Here is a 20,386-nt window from a genome sequence, read left to right as displayed (position 1 = left end):
GCGCAACTGCCTCACGGCTTGGGGCAGACGCGCCGACTCGACGACCTCAGCCGGGGCAGACGCGCCGACTCGACGACCTCAGCCGGGGCAGACGCGCCGACTCGACGACCTCAGCCGGGGCAGATGCGCCGGGTCGGCGTCCTCTGATGGGGCAGATGCGCCGGGTCGGCGAGATGGTCATTCGGAGGTGAGGGCTCGGGCGGCGTCGGCGACGGCGGTGGGGGCGCCGGCGAGTGACCAGAGGGCGCCGCCGGCCTCGACCTGGGTGGTGGCGCCGCCGGCGCCGAGGACGAGGGCCCAGCCGGGGAGGCGGTCCCAGTCGGGTACGGAGTGCTGGCAGAAGAGGTGGAGCTTGCCCTGGGCGATGGCGGTGAGGTCCATCGAGCCGGAGCCGAGAATGCGGATCGAGGCGGCTCCGCCGGTGACGCGGATGTAGGCCTCGCCGACCGGCTGCTTGAGCCGGGCGGGGTGGAGGTAGGTGGTGAGGCAGGCGAGGTCTAGCGGGGTGTCGGGGATCGCGTCGAGCCGGACGCCGTTGCGGGTGGTGGGCAGGTCGGGGCCGCCGACGTAGACGGCATCCTCGGCGGGCGAGTAGACCGCACCGAGGAGGATGTCGTCGCCGTCGGTGAGCGCGAGCGCGGAGCACCACCAGTCGAGGCCGCGTACGAAGTTGTAGGTGCCGTCGACCGGGTCGATGGTCCACACCCGGCCGGAGGCCGAGTCGCGGGCGGAGCCCTCCTCGCCGAGGATGCCGTCGTCGGGGCGCTCGGTGGCGAGACGGTCGACGATCGCCTTCTCGGCGGCCTTGTCAGCGGCGGTGACCAGGTCGGAGACGGACGTCTTGGTCTCGACCGACGCGTCGATGCCCTCGTGGCGCATCTTCGCCGCGAGCGAGCCGGCGCCGCGGACGAGCTCGGTGGCGAGGCGTACGTCTGCTTCGGTCGGAGCGGTCATGCGGCTGCCTCCTCGGCGAGGGCCTGGCGGCGGACGGTCCAGACCCGCTGGCCGACGGTGATGGTCGAGGCGACGGCGAGGATCCACAGCGCGATGTAGATCAGCAGGTCGAGGGAGAAGATGCCGGCGAAGCCGGTCATCACCAGGATGAGGACCAGCCGGTCGGCGCGCTCGGCGATGCCGACGTCGGCTGTGAAGCCGAGCGATTCCGCACGGGCACGGGCATAAGAGGTGACAGCGCCCATCACGACGCACCACAGAGTCAGCGCGAGGTAGAGGTCGGAGTCGCCGGGGCCGGCGAAGTAGAGCGCCAGGCCGCCGAAGACGGCACCGTCGCCGATGCGGTCGAGGGTGGAGTCCCAGAAGGCGCCGAACTTCGAGCTGCGCCCCACCATGCGGGCCATCGCTCCGTCGATCAGGTCGCTGAAGACGAAGCAGGTGATGAAGACCGTGCCGGGCAGCAGCTCGCCGCGCGGGTAGAACGCCAGCGCGCCGACCGCCACCCCGAGGGTGCCGACGAGCGTGACGACGTCGGGGCTGATCCTCAGCGCCACGAACAACCGGACGATGGGCGCGAGGACGACTCCCTGGACGAAGCCTTTGATGTGATCCAACATGGCGCGGCCACGCTATCGGACGCGGGTGCCCGGTGGCCGCAACGGCTCGGCCACCGGGTGCCCGGACCTAGATGATTGATGCACGGGGTGGCCGTCGCAGGTCAGCCTGTGCATCAATCATCTAGACACCCTCGGTGAGGTCGCGGACCTCGGCGTAGCGGGACCGCACCGCCGGGTCGGGGTCGGCCTCGTACGTCTCGGTGCCGGCGAGCTCCCACGTCGGCGGCTCGGAGCCACCGGCGAGGACCCACGCGGCCTGGCGGGCCGCGCCGTCGGCGACGTACTCCCCCGGCTCGGGGACGAGGACCGGGTGGCCGATGACGACCGGCGCCAGGCGGCGTACGGCCTCCGAGCGGGCGCCACCGCCGACCAGGAGGACCCGGTTGACCTCGACGCCTTGAGCCTTGAGCGCGTCGATGCCGTCGGCGAGACCGCACAGCAGCCCCTCGACCGCCGCCCGCGCGAGGTAGGCGGGCTCGGAGGTGGCCAGGGTCAGCCCGTGGATCACGCCACGCGCGTCGGGCCGGTCAGGCGTGCGCTCGCCCTCGAGGTAGGGCACCAGCACCAGACCGCCGGAGCCAGACGGCGCCTGCAGCGCGAGCCGGGAGAGCTCCTCGTGGCTCACTCCGAGCAGCCGGGCGGTGGCGTCGAGCACGCGCGCCGCGTTGAGCGTGGCGATCAGCGGCAGGTAGCGGCCGGTGGCGTCGGCGAAGCCGGCCACCGCCCCGGACGGGTCGGCGGTCGGCGTCTCCGAGACCGCGCAGGCGACCCCGGAGGTGCCGATCGAGACGAGTACGTCCCCGGGCTGGGCACCCGCACCGAGCGATGCCCCCGCGTTGTCACCACAGCCCGGCCCGAGCAGCGCACCCGCCGCGGTGCGCCCGGCGGACGCAGTCGGACCGAGCACCTCCGGCAGCACGATGTCGTCGCGCCCGAGCGCACGTTTGAGCAGGTCACGGCGGTATTCGCCGGTCACGGCCGAGTAGTAGCCGGTGCCGCTGGCGTCGCTGCGGTCGGTGCGCAGCGACGCCAGCCCCGGCGCTCCGGCGAGCTTCCAGGTGAGCCAGTCGTGAGGAAGGCAGACCGCGGCGACCCGGGCCGCCGCGTCGGGCTCGTGCTCGGCCAGCCAGCGCAGCTTGGTGGCGGTGAAGCTGGCCACCTGCACCGACCCGACGGCCTCGGCCCATGCCTCGGCCCCCAGCTCGTTGTTGAGATCGGCGGCTGCGCCGGCCGAGCGGGTGTCGTTCCACAGCAGTGCGGGGCGTACGACCTCGCCGTCCTCGTCGAGGCAGACCATCCCGTGCTGCTGGCCGCCGATGGAGACCGCGGCGACGTCGTCGAGCCCGCCGGCGGCCTCGACGGCCGACTGCAGCGCGGTCCACCAGGCGGCGGGATCGACCTCGGTCCCGTCCGGATGGGGCGCGGAGCCGGAGCGCACCAGCGCCCCGGACTCCGCATCGCGGACGACGATCTTGCAGGACTGGGTCGAGGAGTCGACCCCGGCAACAAGAGGCATGTCGCGAACCTAGTCCCCCGCGTCAGCGGACGCCGAGGAGGTGGTCCATGGCGAGCTGGTCGAGGTGCTCGAACGCGTAGCCGTGGTCGAGGGCCTCGATGTCGTAGGTCGCCTTGCGGATGTCCTCGAGCGTCTCGCCCTCGGCCAGGGTCGGCACGGAGAGCTCCGGGACCTGCGAGGCCTCGAGAGCGGCCTGGACCTCCGGGTCCGCGCGGAACGCCTTGGCCCGCTCCCGCAGGATCAGGTAGTTGCGCATGCAGCCGGCGGCCGAGGCCCACACACCCTCCTCGTCCTCGGTGCGCGGCGGCTTGAAGTCGAAGTGGCGCGGGCCGTCGTAGCCCTTGGACTCCAGCAGGTCGACCAGGTTGAACGCGCCGCGCAGGTTGCCGGCGCCGAAGCGGAGATCCTGGTCGAAGCGGGGGCCGTGCTGGCCGTTGAGGTCGATGTGGAAGAGCTTGCCGTGCCACAGCGCCTGGGCGATGCCGGCGGCGAAGTTGAGCCCGGCCATCTCCTCGTGACCGACCTCCGGGTTGAGACCCACCATCTCGGGACGCTCGAGGCTGTTGATGAAGGCGAGCGCGTGACCGATGGTCGGCAGCAGGATGTCGCCGCGCGGCTCGTTGGGCTTCGGCTCGATGGCGAAGCGGATGTCGTAGCCCTTCTCGACCACGTAGTCGCCGAGGAGGTTCACGGCCTCGCGGTAGCGGTCCAGCGCCGCCGTGATGTCCTTCGCGGCGTGGGACTCCGCGCCCTCGCGGCCACCCCACATGACGTACGTCGTGGCGCCGAGCTCGGCGGCGAGGTCGATGTTGCGCGCGACCTTGGCGATCGCGTAGCGGCGCACCTCACGGTCGTTGGAGGTGAACCCGCCGTCACGGAAGACCGGGTGGCCGAAGAGGTTGGTGGTGGCCATCGGCACCTTGAGGCCGGTCTCGTCCAGGGCGGCCTTCAGCTTGTCGATCTCCGCCTGGCGCTCGGCGTCGCTCGCGTCGATGGCGAAGACGTCGTTGTCGTGGAAGGTGATGCCGTAGGCGCCGAGCTCGGCCAGCTTGTGCACCGAGTGGGCGACATCGAGGTGGGGCCGGCTGGCCGACCCGAACACGTCCTGACCGTTCCAGCCCACGGTCCACAGACCAAAGGTGAACTTGTCCTCCGCGGTGGGGGTGTAATCCGTCATAGTCTGCTTCCTCACATTAGTTCACGACTCGGACTATATGGGACGATGAAACGCGACGACCGTCACATTGTCAACCGCTCTGCAGCGATCGAATGGATCTCTTGACCCAAAGTTCAGAACTTGGTCTAATCCCCTGCATGACGGTCCGAAGCGAGCCTGCCCAACATGCCGGGATGCGGGCGAGCAATCTCGCGCTCGTGCTCGGCGAGGTCGTCCGCACCGGTCCGGTCTCCCGGGCCCGGCTGGCCGCCCGCACCGGCCTGACGAAGTCGTCGGTCTCCGGCCTGGTCGCAGACCTCATCACCGCCGGGCTCCTCCAGGAGAGCGCGCCTGCGGCGACCGAGCGGGGCCGGCCGGCCACCGCGCTCAGCCTCGCTCCCGGCGGCGTCGCCGGGCTCGGCCTGGAGGTCAACATCGACTACCTGGCCGCCGTCGTGACCGATCTGACCGGAGCTCCGCGCTACCACCATGTCGTACGCCGCGACAACCGCGGCCGCGAGGTGGCCGACGTGGTCGCCGACCTGATCGAGCTGGCCCGGGCGGCTGCCGGGAGCGCCGACGCCCAGGCCCTGCCGCTGGCCGGCGCCTGCGTGGCCGTGCCCGGCCTGGCCGTGGACGGCACGCTGGCGCGTACCCCCAACCTGGGCTGGGACCGCGTCGACCTCGCCGACGCGGTCCGGGAGGGCGTCGGGCTCGACGTCGAGCTGGAGAACGAGGCCAACCTGGCAGCCCTCGGCGAGATGTGGTTCGGCGGTCACCAGCACGACGGCGCTCCGCTGCGCGACTTCGTGCACGTCTCCGGCGAGATCGGCATCGGTGGCGGCATCGTGATCGGCGGCGAGGTCTTCCGCGGCGCCAACGGCAGCGCCGGCGAGCTCGGCCACGTCGTCGTCGATCCCGCCGGCCCGCTCTGCGCCTGCGGCGGCCACGGGTGCCTGGAGCGGATGGCCGGTCAGCAGGAGATCCTCGCCCGCGCCGAGGTGTCCACGGTCGAGGAGCTCACCCGCGCCTGCGAGGCCGGCGACCGGGCGGCGCTCGACGCCGTCACCGAGGCCGGGCGACACCTCGGCGTCGCGCTCTCCTCGGTGCTCACCCTCCTCGATCCCTCCGCGATCGTCCTCGGTGGCGCGTTCGCGACGCTCGCGCCCTGGCTGACCGCGCCGACGGCCGCCTCGATCGGCCATCACTCCGGCACCGCTCCCCGGCTGCTGGTCTCCGGGCTCGGCAGCGACGCAGCCGTGCGTGGGGCGGCGGGGACCGTCGTACGTCGTGTGATCGCCGACCCCGCCGCCCACCTCGCTCGTCAGGTGGCTCGCGCGGGCAGCTAGCCGCGCGAGACCGTCGCCCTGGTGATCCGCTGATCGGCGGGGCTGACCCGGTGCACGTCGCCGATGATGGTGAGCAGCGCCTTGTCGGTGCCGGACTCGCCGGCGGCCGAGGCGGCCTCGACGTCGGAGAGCTCCGCGATGCCCTCCGCCACGGCGGTGGCGACCTTCTCCCCTGCCGAGGCGGCGACCCAGACCTCGATCTCGCCGGGCTCGACCACACGGTCGAGCTTGCGGTCGGCGAAGGCCAGGCGGGTGGTCGGCACGCCGAAGCGTACGACCGCCGACTCCCCCGGCTCCAGCGCCACCCGCTGGTAGCCGAGCAGCTGCGTCACCGGGCGGACCACCGAGGCGAGCAGGTCGCGTCCGTAGAGCTGGACGACGTCCACACCGGCGACGTCGCCGAGGTTGGTGACGGTCACCTCCACACCGAAGGTGCCTCCCGCCTCGACCGTGCGGTCGGCGGAGAGCCCGCTGTAGCCGAAGGTGGTGTAGGAGAGCCCGAAGCCGAACGGGCGCGCCGGCGTCGGGTCGGTGCTGGTGACCTCGGAGGGACCACCCAGCAGCGGCTGGAGGTAGCTGTAGGGCTGGGTGCCGGAGACCCGCGGCAGGGAGACCGGGAGCCGGCCCGAGGGATTGACCGCGCCGGAGATGATGCGCGCCAGCGCGGCGCCGCCCTCCTCCCCGGGGAAGAACGCCTGCAGCACCGCGGCGGGACGGGTCTCGCCGTCGAGCGCCCAGCCGATGGCGTAGGGACGGCCGGTGACGGTGACGAGCACGACGGGGGTGCCGGTCGCGACGATGGCAGAGACCAGCTCACGCTGGACGCCGGGGAGCTCGAGCGACTCGGAGTCGTTGCCCTCCCCCACGGTGCCGCGGCCGAACAGGCCGGCCTGGTCGCCGACGACGACCACGGCCACGTCGGCGTCCTCGGCGGCGGCGACCGCGGCGGGGAACCCCGAGCGGTCGGTGCCCTCGACGTCGCACCCGGCGACGACCTCGTAGGAGGTGGCGCCGAGCTCGGCCTGGATCGCCTCGGCGATCGTCGGCAGCTCGATGCCCAGCGGCTTGTCGGGGTAGCTCACCATCACGTGGTTGACGAAGGAGTAGCAGCCCATCAGCGCCTCGGAGCGGTCGGCGTTGGGGCCGATGATCGCCACCTTGCCGACGTCGCCCGCGAGCGGGAGGACACCGTCGTTGCTGAGCAGCACGACCGACTCCTCGGCGAGCCTGCGGGCCACCGACCGGTGGGCCGGGGAGTCCAGGTCGATCGACTCCGGAGCCCCCGCCTCCAGAGCGGCTGCGAAGGAGTCGTCGAGGAGACCGAGCTCCTCCTTCTGCTTCAGCGCGCGCAGCACGGCACGGTCGACGAGCGACTCGGAGACCTCGCCCGAGCGGATCAGTGCAGCGAGCGGCTCGAGGTAGGCGTCACCGCTGGGGAGCTCGATGTCGACACCTGCCTCGAGCGCGTACGCGGCGGCCCGCCCGCGATCGGCGGCGATCGCGTGCATCACCGCGAGGAAGGCGACGCCGAAGTAGTCGGCGACGACGACCCCGTCGAAGCCCCAGGTCTCGCGCAGCAGCGTGGTGAGGTGGTCGACCGAGGCATGCTGCGGCACGCCGTCGATGTCGTTGTAGGAGGCCATCACCGACCGCACGCCACCGTCGAGGACCGCCATCTCGAACGGCGGGAGGAAGATGTCGGCGATCTCGCGCGGGCCCGCCGAGAGCGGGGCGTGGTTGCGTCCGGCACGCGAGCCCGAGTAGCCCACGAAGTGCTTCAGCGTGGCGTGCACGCCGGCGGACTGCAGCCCGCGGACGTACGCCGTGCCGACCGTCCCGACGAGGTAGGGGTCCTCGCCGATGGCCTCCTCGCACCGGCCCCAGCGCGCGTCCCGGATCACGTCCAGAACGGGCGCCAGGCCCTGGTGGATGCCGAGGGCGTGCATGTCGGCCCCGATCATCCCCGCCATCTCCTCGACGGCATCGGGGTCGAAGGTCGCACCCCAGGCCAGCGGCGTGGGGAACGTGGCCGCCTCCCAGGTCGCGAGCCCGGTCAGGCACTCCTCGTGGACCAGCGCGGGAATCCCCAGCCGGGTCTCCTCGACCAGCCGCTTCTGCTCGGCCCACAGCCAGGCGGCCCGCTCGGCGGGCTCGACCGGCCGGGTGCCGTACACGCGGGTGTAGTGGCCCAGACCGTGGGCGGTGATCTCCGAGAGTCGCCCGCCCGAGACGTTGCTGCTCATCTCGTTGGCCATCGGCGCGACGACGTCGCCGCCGCGGTCGAGCCAGTAGCCCACGATCTGGGCGAGCTTCTCCTCCAAGGTCATCTGAGCATGCAGGTCACGCACACGGTCGGAGACGTGCGGCCAGGCGGGAAGGGGGGCGTTGTCAGTCACAGTTGTCCCTACTAGCCCTTCACCGCGCCCTGCAGGCCGCTGACGAGCCGGCGCTGGAAGGCGAGGAAGAGCACGAGAGCCGGGATCATCGCGAGCGTGGTGAACGCGAGGACACCGGCGGTGTCGGCGGAGTGTTCGGTGGAGAAGTCGGCGACGCCGAGCGGAAGCGTGCGCATCTTGTCCTGCAGCAGCAGGAGCGGCAGCAGGTAGGCGTTCCAGGAGGTCACGAAGGCCAGCACCCCGACGGTGATCATCCCGGGTGCGGACAGCGGCATCAGGACCCGCCAGAAGATGCCGATCCGGCTGGCGCCGTCGATCAGCGCGGCCTCCTCCAGCTCCTTGGGCAGCGCCATCAGGAACGGGCGGAGGATGACCACGGTCATCGGCAGCGCGAACGCCGCCTGCGGCAGGGCCACGCCCCACCACGTGTTCGCCATCTGCAGGTTGCGGGTGATGATGATGAACAGCGGGATGATCGCCACGGCGGCCGGGAAGAGCAGGCCGAGCACGAAGACCATGAACAGCGCCTCGCGGCCCCGGAACTGGTAGCGGGCCAGCGGGTACGCCGCCATCAGCCCGAACACGACGGTCACCACCGTAGTGATGATCGCTATCATGGTCGAGTTGAGTGCGTACTGCCAGAACGAGGGGTTGTTCAGCACACCCGCGTAGTTCTTCCAGACCCACGGGTCGGGCAGCCCGGCCGGCTTGTCGGCGAGCTGGGCGTTGCTGCGGAAGCCGCCCAGCGCGCCGTAGAGGACGGGCCCGACGGTGATCGCGACGACTACGAGCGCGATCAGGTAGACCCACAGGTTGCCACCACCGAAGGTGCTGCGGCGGCGCTGCTTGCGGGAGGGTCCGCCCGAGCCGTTCCCGGGCTCGGCGAGGGGGTCGAGGGTCACGGTGGCCATCACGCCGCCTTTCGCTTGCGGAAGAGGGTTCCGACCAGGGCGCTCTCCGCCCGGGTGTAGCGCTTGGTGTCGTCCTGGGTGTCACGGCGCAGGACGAGGACCTGGTAGGCCAGCGCCATCGCGAAGGCGATGACGAACAGGATCACCGAGGCGGCGCCCGCGATGCCGTAGTTGTGGCGCTTGGTGCCCTCGTCGATCAGGTACGTCGCCATGGTGGCCGTCGCGTTGGCGGGACCGCCCTGGGTGAGCACCCAGATCATGTCGAAGCACTGGATCGACCCGATCATCGAGAGGAAGGCCCAGGTGCGCATCGTCGGGCCCAGCAGCGGGATGGTGATCTGCCGCTGCGTCTGCCACCACGAGGCGCCGTCGAGCTGCGCGGCCTCGTAGAGCTCCTCGGGGACACCCTGCATGGCGGCCAGGAAGAGCAGCACCGCCAGGCCGAGGTACTTCCAGGTCAGCACCAGGAGCACGATCCACAGGGCGTACTCGGGGGTGCCCAGCCAACCCTGGTCGGGCGGGGTCAGACCCACCTGCGTGGTCAGCGCGTCGACGAAGCCGTACTGCGGCTGCAGCAGCTGCAGCCAGACGACCGCGGCGATGACCTCGGCCAGGACGTACGGCACGAAGATGATGGTGCGGAGCAGGCCCTGGCCCCGCATCCTCCGGTTGAGCAGCAGCGCGATCGCCACACCGAGCGGCAGCTGGAGCAGGATCGAGCCCACCACGATGACCGCGTTGTGGGCGACCGCGCTGCGGAAGACCTCGTCGCCGAGGACCTCCGCGTAGTTCTCGAGACCCACGAAGTCGGTCAGGTCGCCGAAGCCCTTCCAGTCGTAGACCGAGAAGCGCACGGCCGTGATGATCGGCCAGGCGACGAAGAGCGCGATGAGCGCCAGCGCAGGGGTGACGAAGACAAGGATCTCGAGGCGCTTGCGCCAGGTGTCACCACTGGGTCCGGCACCCTTCGTACCGCCGGGGGCCCGGCGTACAGAAGCTGTACGCCGGGTGCCCGATGTGGCGTGTCCTGGCACCGCCCGAGCGGGGTCGGTCACGTCGTGTGTCACAGGTTCGACTCACTTTTCCTTGTCCGCGGCGGCCTGGGTGGCCTTGACGATGTCGGCGGCCGAGCCCTTGCCCGCGAAGACGTTGATGATGGCGTCGTTCATCGCGCCACCGACGGACTGGCCGAAGGCGGTGTCGAAGTAGAGCTGGACGTACGGAGCGCTGTCACGGACCCTGATCAGGCTGGCCAGAGCGGGGTCGGTCAGCGACTCGATCGCGTCGGGGTTGGTCGGCAGACCCATGCCGTTCTCGGCGAAGCCCTTCTGGACGTCGGTGGAGAGCAGATACTTGGCGAAGTCGACCGACTTCTCGGGAGCGCCCTCGGAGACCGCCCAGGCGTCGCCGCCGCCCATCTGCGCGCCCGGGTCGCCCTGGCCGCCCTCGATGGTCGGGAAGGGGAACCAGCCGGTCTTCTCGCCCAGGCCCTTCTTGTCCTCGGTGATGCCCTGCATCACGCCGGGCTCCCAGTGGCCGGCGAGCTCCATGGCGACCTTCTCGGTCGCGAGGAGGCCGGAGGCCGAGGTCGGGCCCTCCTGGGCGCCCGTCGAGAGGAAGCCCTTGTTGAACGGCTTCTTCGCGACGATGTCCTCGACGTCCTCACCGGCCTTCTCGAAGCAGGGGTCGGAGAAGTCCAGGCTCTTGACCGCCGAGTCGAGCACGTCCTGCGAGCACTCCCGGACCGCGGTCCAGTAGTAGTAGTGCGCGGCGGGCCAGGCGTCCTTGCCGCCGACCGAGACCGGCTGGATGTTCGCGGCCTTGAGCTTCTCGACGGTGTCGTAGAAGTCGTCCATCGTCTCCGGCGTCTCGGTGATGCCGGCCTTCTCGAAGAGGTCCTTGTTGTACCAGAAGCCGACGATGCCGATGGAGAACGGCAGCGCGTACGTCTTGCCGTCGACCTGCCAGCCGGCGGTCGAGCCGCCGATCATGTCGATCTCCTCGGCCGCGTCCTCGGACAGGTCCTTGGTCAGGCCCGCCTCGACGTGGTCGGCCAGCTCGCCGCCGCCACGCTCCATGTAGACGTCCGGGATCTGCTCGGGGTCACCGCTCTGGAAAGCGGCGTCGAGCTTGGTGAGCATGTCCTCGTGGGCGAAGGCCTGGACCTTGACGTCCACGCCGGGGTTCGCCTTCTCGAAGTCCTTCGCGACCTGCTCGTAGTACCCCATGCCGGGGTCGTTGTTGGAGTTGTGCCACCAGACGATGGTGTTGTCGTCGCCGCCACCGGAGTCGCCCGAGCCACCACAACCGGTGGCGGCAATCATCAATCCGGCGCACAGCGCGGCGAGCGCTTGTGTCTTCCTCGACATCTTGGGACCTCTTCGTCACTGCTCGGGGTATGGGACATCATGTGACTGCCGCCACATCGTGTGGTCGAGCATGGCGCGTGAGGGGCTACATGTCAATCGTTGTCGATAACGTTTTCGTAGCCTGTTATCGACAATCCCTCGAGTGGGCTACTGTCAGAGCATGAGCACGCTCGATCAGCCACGCCCCCGCCGGGTGACGATCACGGATGTGGCCCGTGAGGCAGGAGTCTCGGTGGCCACGGTCTCCAAGGTGATCAACGAGCGTTACGGGGTCAGCGAGGCGACCGCCGAGAAGGTCCTCGCCGTCATCGACCAGCTCGGCTACCAGTCCTCGCTGATCGCCTCGAGCCTGCGTCGCAAGTCCACCGGGGTCATCGGCGTGCTCGTCGCCGAGTTCGAGCCCTACTCCGCCGAGCTCCTCAAGGGGATCTCGGCAGCGCTGGACGGCACCGGCTACGAGCTGCTCGCCCACGCCGGCCGCTCCGGCGCCCACAACCACTCCGGCTGGGAGCGGCGCTCGCTCTCCCGTCTCGGCCACACCCTCATAGACGGCGCCATCGTGGTCACCCCGTCGATGATCATCACCGACGAGACCACCATCCCGGTCGTCGCGATCGACCCCCACACCGGACCCGACGGGCCGATGACCGTCGACGCCGACAACGTCACCGGCGCGCGTCTGGCCGTCGACCACCTGGTCGGTCTCGGCCACCGGCGCATCGCCTTCCTCGGCGGCCGCCCCGACCTGCGCTCCGCGGCGCTGCGCGAGAAGGGCTTCCGCGAGGCCCTCTACGACGCCGGGCTGAGCGTCTCCTCCGACCTGATCCGGGTCGGTGGCTACCACCCCGAGCTGGCCGAGGCCCCGGCCCGTGAGCTGCTCTCGCTCCCGGCCGAGGAGCGTCCCACCGCCGTCTTCGCCGCCAACGACATCTCCGCGATCAAGGTGATCGAGGTGGCCGAGTCGCTCGGCCTGCGGGTGCCCGAGGACCTCTCGGTGATCGGCTTCGACAACGTACCCGAGGCCCGCGACGCCACTCCCCCGCTCACCACCGTGGCCCAGCCGCTCCACGAGATGGGCCGATCCGCCCTCGAGCTCCTCCTCGAGCTCCTCGAGGGCAAGCAGACCGAGCGCCACCTGCGCCTGCCCGCCGAGCTCATCGAGCGCAGCAGCACCGCGCCGCCGGCCGCATAGCCAAACCCCCGGACGCCGAGTCGGCGCGTCTGCCCCACAATCAGACGCCGAGTCGGCGCAACTGCCCCACAATCGGACGCCGAGTCGGCGCATCTGTCCCAGAATTTCGCGGCGAGTCGGCGTGTCTGCCCCGCGTACGCTGACGTCTCGAGGCAGTTGCGCCGACTCGACGTCTTTTGGCGGGGCAGATGCGCCGACTCGGCGATCTCAGGCGGGGCAGATGCGCCGACTCGGCGATCGCTCGCGGGGCAGACGCGCCGACTCGACGACCTCACGCGGGGCAGACGCGCCGACTCAGCGATCTCACGCGAGGCAGATCCGCCGACTCAGCGATCTCACGCGGGGCAGATCCGCCGACTCGGCGTGCTCAGATGGGGCAGATGCGCCGAGTGGGCGTGCTCTTCGTGTCGGGATCATTCCGGGGACGTACGCCTGATCCGTCCGGGGGCTGACGACTGCTGACGCGCGGCGGGACGACGATCGGGAGCATGATCAGACGTCTTGGAGCTCTGCTCGCCATCGTGCTCGTGCTCGTCGTGCCGTTCGCCCAGCCGGCCGCTGCGGAGGAGGGGGAGGCGATCGCGGAGGCCGTGGCGGACTTCGCCGAGAAGAGCGGCTATCCCGGGATCGCGGTGGTCGTGACCGAACCGGACGGGAACCGGCACGCCACGACGTACGGCGTGGATGCGGAGGGGGACGCGGTCACGTCGGACACTCGGATGCCGGTGGCGTCGGTGAGCAAGACGATGACGGCGGCGGCGGTGATGCAGCTCGTCGCCGCCGGACGGGTCGACCTCGACGCGCCGGTCTACGACTACCTGCCGGACTTCCGGCTCGAGGACCGCCGCGGCGCGGAGATCACGGTGCGACACCTGCTGAGCCAGACCTCGGGGATCACCGACCTCACCCTGCGAGAGAAGAGCCTGCCGCAGCCGTCGACCCTGGCCGAGGCCGAGCGGCGCGCGCGGCAGGCCGGGCTGGCCACCGACCCGGGCGCGAAGTACGCCTACACCAACACCAACTTCCATCTCGCCGCGCGCATCGTGGAGCGGGTCTCGGGGATGCCGTTCGGCGACTACCTCGAGCGCGCGATCTTCGAGCCGGCCGGGATGAAGCGGACGACGACGATCGACGTCACCCCGGAGGACCTTCCGGCCGACGTGGCTGACGGCCACCTCTACGCGTACGGCCTGACGCCGCCGGCCGCGGAGCCGCACCGGTTCGTCGACGGTTCCGATGGCGTCATCACCACCCCTGACGACCTGGCCACCTGGCTGCTGGTCCAGCGGCGCGACGGTGTCGCCGCGAACGGCACCCGGGTGCTGCCGGCGGGCACCATCGAGCAGATGCAGACCGCTGGACCGGATGCCCGCTACGCGCTCGGCTGGGAGGTCGGCGACCGCCACGGGGAGCAGGAGGTCGGCCACGGCGGGATCTGGTTCACCTACACCGCCGACGTCCTCCTCACCGAGAGCGGCCACGGGGTCGTGGTGATGGGCAACAGCGGAGTCGGCCTCGGCAACGAGGGCACCGGCACCCTGGCCACCAGCGTCGCCGACATCATCGACGGGCGCGCCGTGGAGCCGATGTCGCCGATCCGGGTGTGGACCGACCTCGTCCTGGCCGCGCTCACGCTGCTCACGACGGCGCTCGGCGTCCGCCGGCTCGCCCGGACGCGCAGCTGGGTGCGGAAGCACGGCGACAAAGCCGGTTCGAGGCTCACCGCACGGCTGCTGCCCCGGTTGGCGCCCACCGTGCTCCTCTTCGGTCTGCCCTACCTGATCGGGTTCCTCTACGGCGGCGGCCGCGACATCAGCCTGGTCCAGCTCGCCCACTTCTCCCCGGCGCTGATGATCTGGGTGACGGTCGCTGCCGTCGCCAACCTCGCCACCATCGTCGTACGCATCCTCGGGCTGCGCCGCCACCGCGCCGGTGAGCCCGTTCCCTCATCGAGGCGTGCCGACACCTCGACGAAGGAACGGACCCCCGCCGCTACACGTGCCCCGTAGCCGAGGCCCTGCGCCGGGACAGCGCATCGACGCTGGCAGCGACGAGGAGCACCAGGCCGGTGACCATCCAGACCGTGCCCTGCGGCTGGTCCAGGAGGCCCATGCCGTTGTCGATGACCGCGACCACGGTGCCGCCGATGACGGCGTCGATGACCCGGCCCTTGCCGCCGAAGAGCGAGGTGCCGCCGATGACGGCCGCGCCCACGGCGTAGAGCAGGGTCGTCTCGCCGCCGGTGTTGGGGTTCACCGAGTTGGTGCGGCTGGCGATCATGATCCCGGCCGCCGCAGCCATCGTGGAGCAGAGGATGAAGCACGACAGCCGCACCCGGAACACGTTGATCCCGGCACGGCGAGCCGCCTCGGCGTTGCCGCCGACCGCGTAGACGTGCCGACCCCAGGCGGTGCGGGTCAGCATGAAGGTGAGCACGATCAGCAGGCCGACGATCACCAGCAGCGAGACCGGCACCCCCTTGAGCGAGGTCAGCGCCGGGTTGCGGCTGCGCTCGACCGAGAGATAGCCGACCACCGCGAGCACCACGACGGTCAGCAGCCCGGTCTTCAGCGCCCACAGCAGGATCGGCTGCACCGTGAGGTTCTTGGCGCGGCGACGCGCGTCGGCGACGTACGTCGAGGCCGCATAGCCCACGATGCCGACGATGCCGAGCGCCCAGCCGAGCCAGACCGGCAGGTTGGCGTTGTTGAGGCCGTTGATGAAGTCGTTGCGGTAGGGGATCGTCCCGCCCTCGCCGATCATCGACAGCAGTACGCCCTGCAGCCCGAGGAACGCGGCCAGGGTGACCACGAACGACGGGATGCCGAGCCTGGCCACCAGCAGCCCGATCGACAGGCCGATGATCGCACCGGCGGCCAGCGCCATCAGCAGCGCTGGGATCAGCGGCCAGTCCTGCCGGGTGAGGAAGACGCCGAGCACGCCGGCACAGGTGCCGCCCGCGAATCCGGCCGAGAGGTCGATCTCGCCCAGCAGCAGCACGAAGACCAGGCCCATCGCGAGCACGGTCACGCCGGCGGACTGGCCGATCAGGTTGGCGAAGTTGAACGAGTTGGTGAACTGCTCGGGCCGCAGCGCCGAGAAGACCACGACCAGCGCGACCAGCCCCAGCACAGCCGGCAGCGAGCCGACCTCACCGCCCTTCAGCTTCGCCAGGTAGGCCCGGAAGATCCCGCCGAGCGAGTTGTCCGGCTCGGGGTCCGGCGCGGCGGCGACGGTCGGGTCGTCGGTGTCGAGACTCATGCCGCACCTCCTTCCGGGACCACGCCCGTGGTGATGGCCTGCACGACCCGCTCACGCGTCGTCGAGGCCGCCTCGATCTGACCGACCATCCGGCCCAGATGCAGCACCGCGATGTCGTCGGCGACCTCGAAGACGTCGTTGAGGTTGTGGCTGATCAGCACGACGCCGAGGCCGCGGTCGGCCAGACGCCGCACCAGCCGCAGCACCTGCTCGGTCTGCGCGACGCCGAGAGCCGCGGTGGGCTCGTCGAGGATGACCAGCTTGGAGTTCCACAGCACGGCGCGGGCGATCGCCACCGTCTGCCGCTGGCCACCGGAGAGGGAGGCCACCGGCGTACGCACCGACTTGAGGGTACGCACCGAGAGACCGTCGAGGGTCTCGCGAGCACGCTGCTCCATGGTGTCCTCGTCGACCAGGCGGAGCCGGCGCATCTCCCGGCCGAGGAACATGTTGTGGACGACGTCGAGGTTGTCGCACAGCGCAAGGTCCTGATAGACGACCTCGATCCCGAGCGCGGCCGCGTCCTTGGGACTGGTGACCTTCACCGGCTCGCCCTCGAAGAGGTAGTCGCCGGCGTCGAAGAGGTGGATGCCGGCCATCCCCTTCACCAGGGTGCTCTTGCCGGCACCGTTGTCACCGACCAGGGCGGTCACCCGGCCGGCCTGCACCGAGAGATCGACGCCGCGCAGGACCTGCACGGCGCCGAAAGACTTCTCGACGCCGCGCAGCTCCAGCAGCGGACTCACTGAGGCACGCCGTTCTCGGTGCACAGGTCGGCGATGGCTCCGGCACAGACCTCGGCAGCGTCGGCCTGCTCGTCCTCGATCACGGTGCCGACGGTGTCCTTGGTGATCCAGACGGGCTCGGCGAGCACCGAGGGCACGTCCTTGCCGGCCTCGGTGTCCTCGACGCTGCCGTTGACGAGCTCCTCGGCGGCGCTCTCGTCACCGTCGATCAGCGCGATCGCCAGGTCGGCGGCCGCCTTCGCCTCGAGCGCGGTGTTCTTGTAGACGGTGCCGCACTGGAAGCCCTGCAGGACGTTCTGCAGACCCTCGACCGAGGCGTCCTGGCCGGTCACCGGGATCTTGCCCTGCACCTTGTTCGCCTTCAGCCGAGCGATGATGCCGCCGGCCATGGTGTCGTTGGCGGAGACCACGCCGTCGATCTTGCCGCCGTTGGCGGTGTACATCTGGTCGAAGACCTGACCGGCCTTGGTCGCGTCCCACTCCCCCGACTGGTCGCCGACGAGCTTGTAGGTGCCGTCGTCGATCTTCGGCTTGAGCGCCTTCTCGTAGCCCGACTTGAACAGCGCCGCGTTGTTGTCGGTGGCCGCGCCGTTGACGTAGACGATGTTGCCACCCTTCTTGCCGGCGGCGGTCAGGCACTCGTCGAGGCCGGTGCCCATCAGCTCGCCGACCTTCACGTTGTCGAAGGAGACGTAGTAGGAGGCGCCGCCGTTGAGGGTCAGCCGGTCGTAGTCGATGCTCGTCACACCCGCGTCGGCGGCCTTCTTCAGGCAGGAGGCGCCGGACTCGGAGTCGAGGTTGGTGATGATGATGACCTTGACGTTCTGGTTGATCATGCTGTCGCACAGCTGACCGAACTTGGCAGTGTCACCCTGGGCGTTCTGGATCGTGGCCTTCAGGTCGGCGTCGGCGAACGCCTTCTCGAGGTTGGGCCGGTCCTGGGACTCCCACCGGGGGGACGTGGTCGCGTCGGGGAGGATCACCCCGACGTCGGTGCCGCCGGAGTCGCCCGAGTCTCCACCGCCACCCTCGTCCGAGCCTCCACAGGCCACCAGCGATGCGGTCGACAGGGTCGCGACCGCGGCGACCGCCATCAGGCGGCCGATCTTGTGCGTGTTCATCGTCGAAACTCCTCAGTCCTGGATGTGATCTAAGTCACGTCGGGGTGCAACCTATCTCCTTCAGCGGCGCTACGAGGCGGATCTCAGGAGAAGTCGATAACGATTTCGAACACCGCCCGTTCGCCTGCACGTCACTACTGCCCGGTACGGTGCGACGGCTCCCCACCCGACGACGTCACTGGAACAGCGATCACATGACCGCCACCTCGGATTTCCGCACGACCCCGCCCGCTCCACCAGAGCCCGACCCCAAGAGCCCCAAATCTGGGCAGGCCTCCCCCGGCCGCGCCTCGGGCCACATCAGCGAGATCCACGGTCTGCGCGGCATCGCGCTCGCCCTCGTGGTCGCCTTTCACCTCTTCGGCAACGGCCGCGTCTCCGGCGGCATCGACGTCTTCCTGGTGATCTCCGGCTTCCTCGCCACCCGGTCGCTGGTCGGCCGGGCCGAACGTGGCCGGGTGAGGCTGAGCGAGCACTACGGGCGTACGTTCGCGCGGCTCGCCGCGCCGGCCCTGCTGGTGCTGGCGGCGACGGCCGTGCTGATGGTCGTCCTCGTCCCACAGACGCTGTGGGCCCAGACGACCCGCGAGATCGTGGCGGCGGCGACCTACACCCTCAATTGGGAGCTCATCGCCAACCAGCTCACCTACGGCGCCGCCGGGCCGTCCTCGACACCGGTGCAGCACTTCTGGTCGCTCGCCGTGCAGGGCCAGTTCTTCCTCGCCTGGCCGCTGGCGATCCTCGCGGTCGCACTGCTGGCCCGCGCCGGCCGCCGGCTGTCCAGCCGCATCACCCTCGCCCGACTGCTCTTCGCCTTGACCGCGATGGCCTTCGTGGTCTCCTTCGCCTACGCGGTCAAGGTCTCCGGCGCCGACCAGGCGGCTGCGTACTTCAACTCGATCACCCGCTTCTGGGAGATCGGCGCGGGCGCCCTCACCGCGCTCGCGCTGCGCCGGCTCTCCCTCCCGGAGTCGCTGAAGCCGTACGCAGCCTGGGCCGGCCTCGCCCTGGTGGTGAGCTGCGGCTTCGTGATGGACGGCGCCGACCACTTCCCCGGTCCGGCCGCGCTGTGGCCGGTCGCCGGCGCCCTGCTGGTGATGATCGGCTCGACGCCGTCACCGCGAGGGCCACGACGCCTGCTGGAGACCCGCCCGCTGCGGTTCGTCGCCGACATCTCTTATGAGCTCTACCTGTGGCACTGGCCCCTGCTGATCGCCTGGCTCTACCACTCCGGCGCCGAGCGGCTCACCGTCGCCTCGGCCGCGGGCGTGCTGGTCGTCTCGACGCTGCTCGCCTGGGCGACCAACCGGCTGGTTACCCGCCAGGTCCAGACGTACGTCATCAGGCCCGGCGGTCCGCGAGCGCTGGTCGCCACGCTGGCTGCGCTCGTGCTCGCGATCGGCGCGGGCTGGGGCGGCCTGGTCGCGATCGACCGCGCCGAGGAGCGGGCGATCGCGGCGGCCGCCCGGCTCGCCGCCGCCGACCCCTACGAGACCGAGTGCCTGGGCGCGGCCTCGCTGGCGGCCGCCACCCGGGGAGAGCCGTGCCGCAACACCGACCTGCGGGGTGAGCTGGTCCCGGCGGTGGCCGCGATCGGCGAGGACGACGACAACCGGAGCGAGTGCTGGTCGTTCGAGGAGCGCCCGGTGCGCTTCAGCGCCTGCTCGAACGGCACGCTCGAGGACTATGACAAGCGACTGCTGATGGTCGGCGACTCCCACGCGGTGGCTCCTGTCGGTGCGCTGGACCTGATCGGCGACCGGCGGGGGTGGCGCATCGACGTCGCCTCGCGCGCGGCGTGCCACTGGAACGCCCGCCCGCTGGGTCGCGACGTCGCCGACAACCGCCCCGCCTGTGCGGAGTGGAACCGGCAGCTCGAGGCGTACCTCCAGGCTCCGGAGCAGAAGGACCTGGACGCCATCGTCGTCACCCACTCCGCCCGGAAGACGACCAAGCCGCTGCCCGGGGAGACGCCGTATGAGTCGACGGTCGAGGGGCTCGTCGAGGCGTGGGGCCACCGACCTTCGACCGATGTCCCGGTGATCGCGCTGGTGGACAACCCGATGTTCGAGCCCGACAACGCCGACTACCTGCGCACCACCCTGGGCTGCATCCAGCGGCACTCCCCGGAGACCGCCGGCGCGGCGTGCGGGCGGCCGCGCGCGGAGGTGCTGGTCGCGGACCCCCACCGTGACGCTGTCGAGCGCGACCCCAACGCGCACCTGGTCGACCTGACCCACCTCTTCTGCGACGCGCAGATCTGCCCCGCGGTGGTCGGCAACGTCATCGTCTACCGCGACGGCAACCACATCACCGCCCGCTACGCGCGGACGCTGGCGCCGTTCCTGGGCCGGGAGCTCGCTCGGATCCTGGGTTAGCGGGCGACGGCGAGCGCGTCGATCTCGACGAGCATCTCCTCGCGCGGCAGGCCGGTCATCACGGTGGTGCGGGACGGGAGGATGCCGCCCTCGACCACCCGGGAGCCGATGAACTCGCCATACGCCTCGTTCATCGCAGCGAAGTCGTCGCGGCTGGTCAGGTAGACGCGCAGCATGAGGACGTCGTCGAAGCCGGCGCCCGCGGCGGCCAGGATCGCCTCGACGTTCTGCAGGGTGCGTACGGTCTGGGCCTTGACGTCCCCGGGGTGGAGGTACTCGTTGGTCTCGGGGTCGACCGGGCCCTGGCCGGAGACCTGGAGCAGACCTCCGCGGACGACGCCCTGGGAGAAGGTGTGGGCGGGGGCAGGAGCCTGGTCGGTGGAGATGCGGATGTCGGACATGGGACGGGTTTCCTCTCGG

The 20,386-nt window shown here is 70.7% G+C and carries 16 protein-coding genes; 4 read left to right on the top strand and 12 right to left on the bottom strand.

Going from position 1 to position 20,386, the window contains the following annotated elements:
* Positions 1 to 177: 177 nt before the first annotated feature.
* From IEY81_RS00440 to xylA, 4 genes are all read right to left on the bottom strand, one after another.
* On the bottom strand, positions 178 to 954 hold the full coding sequence (locus IEY81_RS00440) for an inositol monophosphatase family protein (RefSeq protein WP_189116476.1): 777 nt from the start codon (positions 952 to 954) through the stop codon (positions 178 to 180).
* Positions 951 to 1,571, bottom strand: a complete 621-nt coding sequence (gene pgsA / locus IEY81_RS00435) for a phosphatidylinositol phosphate synthase (protein WP_189116475.1) — start codon at positions 1,569 to 1,571, stop codon at positions 951 to 953. Before pgsA ends, IEY81_RS00440 begins: the two co-directional genes overlap by 4 nt.
* A 121-nt stretch (positions 1,572 to 1,692) precedes the next feature.
* Positions 1,693 to 3,087, bottom strand: a complete 1,395-nt coding sequence (gene xylB, locus IEY81_RS00430) for a xylulokinase (RefSeq protein WP_189116474.1) — start codon at positions 3,085 to 3,087, stop codon at positions 1,693 to 1,695.
* Positions 3,088 to 3,109: 22 nt separating this feature from the next.
* Positions 3,110 to 4,264, bottom strand: coding sequence for a xylose isomerase (gene xylA, locus IEY81_RS00425; protein WP_189116473.1), 1,155 nt, complete (start codon positions 4,262 to 4,264; stop codon positions 3,110 to 3,112).
* Between the two features lie 137 nt (positions 4,265 to 4,401).
* Between xylA and IEY81_RS00420 the strand changes: the two genes are divergently transcribed.
* On the top strand, positions 4,402 to 5,592 hold the full coding sequence (locus tag IEY81_RS00420; protein WP_189116472.1) for an ROK family transcriptional regulator: 1,191 nt from the start codon (positions 4,402 to 4,404) through the stop codon (positions 5,590 to 5,592).
* On the opposite strand, the gene IEY81_RS00415 is transcribed toward IEY81_RS00420, so the two are convergent.
* The 4 genes from IEY81_RS00415 to IEY81_RS00400 are packed head-to-tail and all read right to left on the bottom strand — an operon-like array spanning position 5,589 to position 11,268.
* A complete protein-coding gene (locus tag IEY81_RS00415) occupies positions 5,589 to 7,988 on the bottom strand; it encodes a beta-xylosidase/alpha-l-arabinosidase (protein ID WP_229787121.1) in 2,400 nt (799 codons plus the stop codon). The genes IEY81_RS00420 and IEY81_RS00415 overlap by 4 nt on opposite strands.
* Before the next feature lie 11 nt (positions 7,989 to 7,999).
* Positions 8,000 to 8,899, bottom strand: a complete 900-nt coding sequence (locus IEY81_RS00410; protein WP_229787120.1) for a carbohydrate ABC transporter permease — start codon at positions 8,897 to 8,899, stop codon at positions 8,000 to 8,002.
* Positions 8,899 to 9,966 (bottom strand): carbohydrate ABC transporter permease, encoded by a 1,068-nt coding sequence (locus IEY81_RS00405; protein ID WP_189116471.1) that lies wholly within the window; start codon positions 9,964 to 9,966, stop codon positions 8,899 to 8,901. Before IEY81_RS00405 ends, IEY81_RS00410 begins: the two co-directional genes overlap by 1 nt.
* 9 nt (positions 9,967 to 9,975) lie before the next feature.
* A complete protein-coding gene (locus IEY81_RS00400) occupies positions 9,976 to 11,268 on the bottom strand; it encodes an ABC transporter substrate-binding protein (RefSeq protein WP_189116470.1) in 1,293 nt (430 codons plus the stop codon).
* 160 nt (positions 11,269 to 11,428) lie between these two features.
* On the opposite strand from IEY81_RS00400, the gene IEY81_RS00395 reads away from it, so the two are divergent.
* Positions 11,429 to 12,460, top strand: a complete 1,032-nt coding sequence (locus IEY81_RS00395; RefSeq protein ID WP_189116469.1) for a LacI family DNA-binding transcriptional regulator — start codon at positions 11,429 to 11,431, stop codon at positions 12,458 to 12,460.
* 488 nt (positions 12,461 to 12,948) lie between these two features.
* A complete protein-coding gene (locus tag IEY81_RS00390; RefSeq protein WP_189116468.1) occupies positions 12,949 to 14,469 on the top strand; it encodes a serine hydrolase domain-containing protein in 1,521 nt (506 codons plus the stop codon).
* Here IEY81_RS00390 and IEY81_RS00385 read toward each other — a convergent pair.
* From IEY81_RS00385 to IEY81_RS00375, 3 genes are read right to left on the bottom strand one after another with little or no spacing between them, the layout of a single operon-like run.
* Positions 14,453 to 15,721, bottom strand: coding sequence for a sugar ABC transporter permease (locus tag IEY81_RS00385; protein ID WP_189116467.1), 1,269 nt, complete (start codon positions 15,719 to 15,721; stop codon positions 14,453 to 14,455). The two genes, IEY81_RS00390 and IEY81_RS00385, sit on opposite strands and share 17 nt — an antisense overlap.
* Positions 15,718 to 16,467, bottom strand: coding sequence for an ATP-binding cassette domain-containing protein (locus IEY81_RS00380; RefSeq protein ID WP_189116466.1), 750 nt, complete (start codon positions 16,465 to 16,467; stop codon positions 15,718 to 15,720). The genes IEY81_RS00385 and IEY81_RS00380 overlap by 4 nt, the downstream gene beginning before the upstream one ends.
* Positions 16,464 to 17,588, bottom strand: coding sequence for a sugar ABC transporter substrate-binding protein (locus tag IEY81_RS00375; protein ID WP_189116465.1), 1,125 nt, complete (start codon positions 17,586 to 17,588; stop codon positions 16,464 to 16,466). The genes IEY81_RS00380 and IEY81_RS00375 overlap by 4 nt, the downstream gene beginning before the upstream one ends.
* A gap of 194 nt (positions 17,589 to 17,782) precedes the next feature.
* Here IEY81_RS00375 and IEY81_RS00370 point away from each other — a divergent pair, with 194 nt between their 5' ends.
* A complete protein-coding gene (locus tag IEY81_RS00370; RefSeq protein WP_189116464.1) occupies positions 17,783 to 19,966 on the top strand; it encodes an acyltransferase family protein in 2,184 nt (727 codons plus the stop codon).
* On the opposite strand, the gene IEY81_RS00365 is transcribed toward IEY81_RS00370, so the two are convergent.
* Positions 19,963 to 20,367: a RidA family protein gene (locus IEY81_RS00365; protein ID WP_189116463.1), complete on the bottom strand. Its 405-nt coding sequence runs from the start codon at positions 20,365 to 20,367 to the stop codon at positions 19,963 to 19,965. The two genes, IEY81_RS00370 and IEY81_RS00365, sit on opposite strands and share 4 nt — an antisense overlap.
* Positions 20,368 to 20,386 lie beyond the last annotated feature (19 nt).

The sequence above is a fragment of the Nocardioides luteus genome, from assembly GCF_014648595.1.
Classification (GTDB): Bacteria; Actinomycetota; Actinomycetes; order Propionibacteriales; family Nocardioidaceae; genus Nocardioides; species Nocardioides luteus.
Note: the sequence above shows the minus strand (reverse complement) of the source record. Positions and strands in the feature narration are given on the sequence as shown.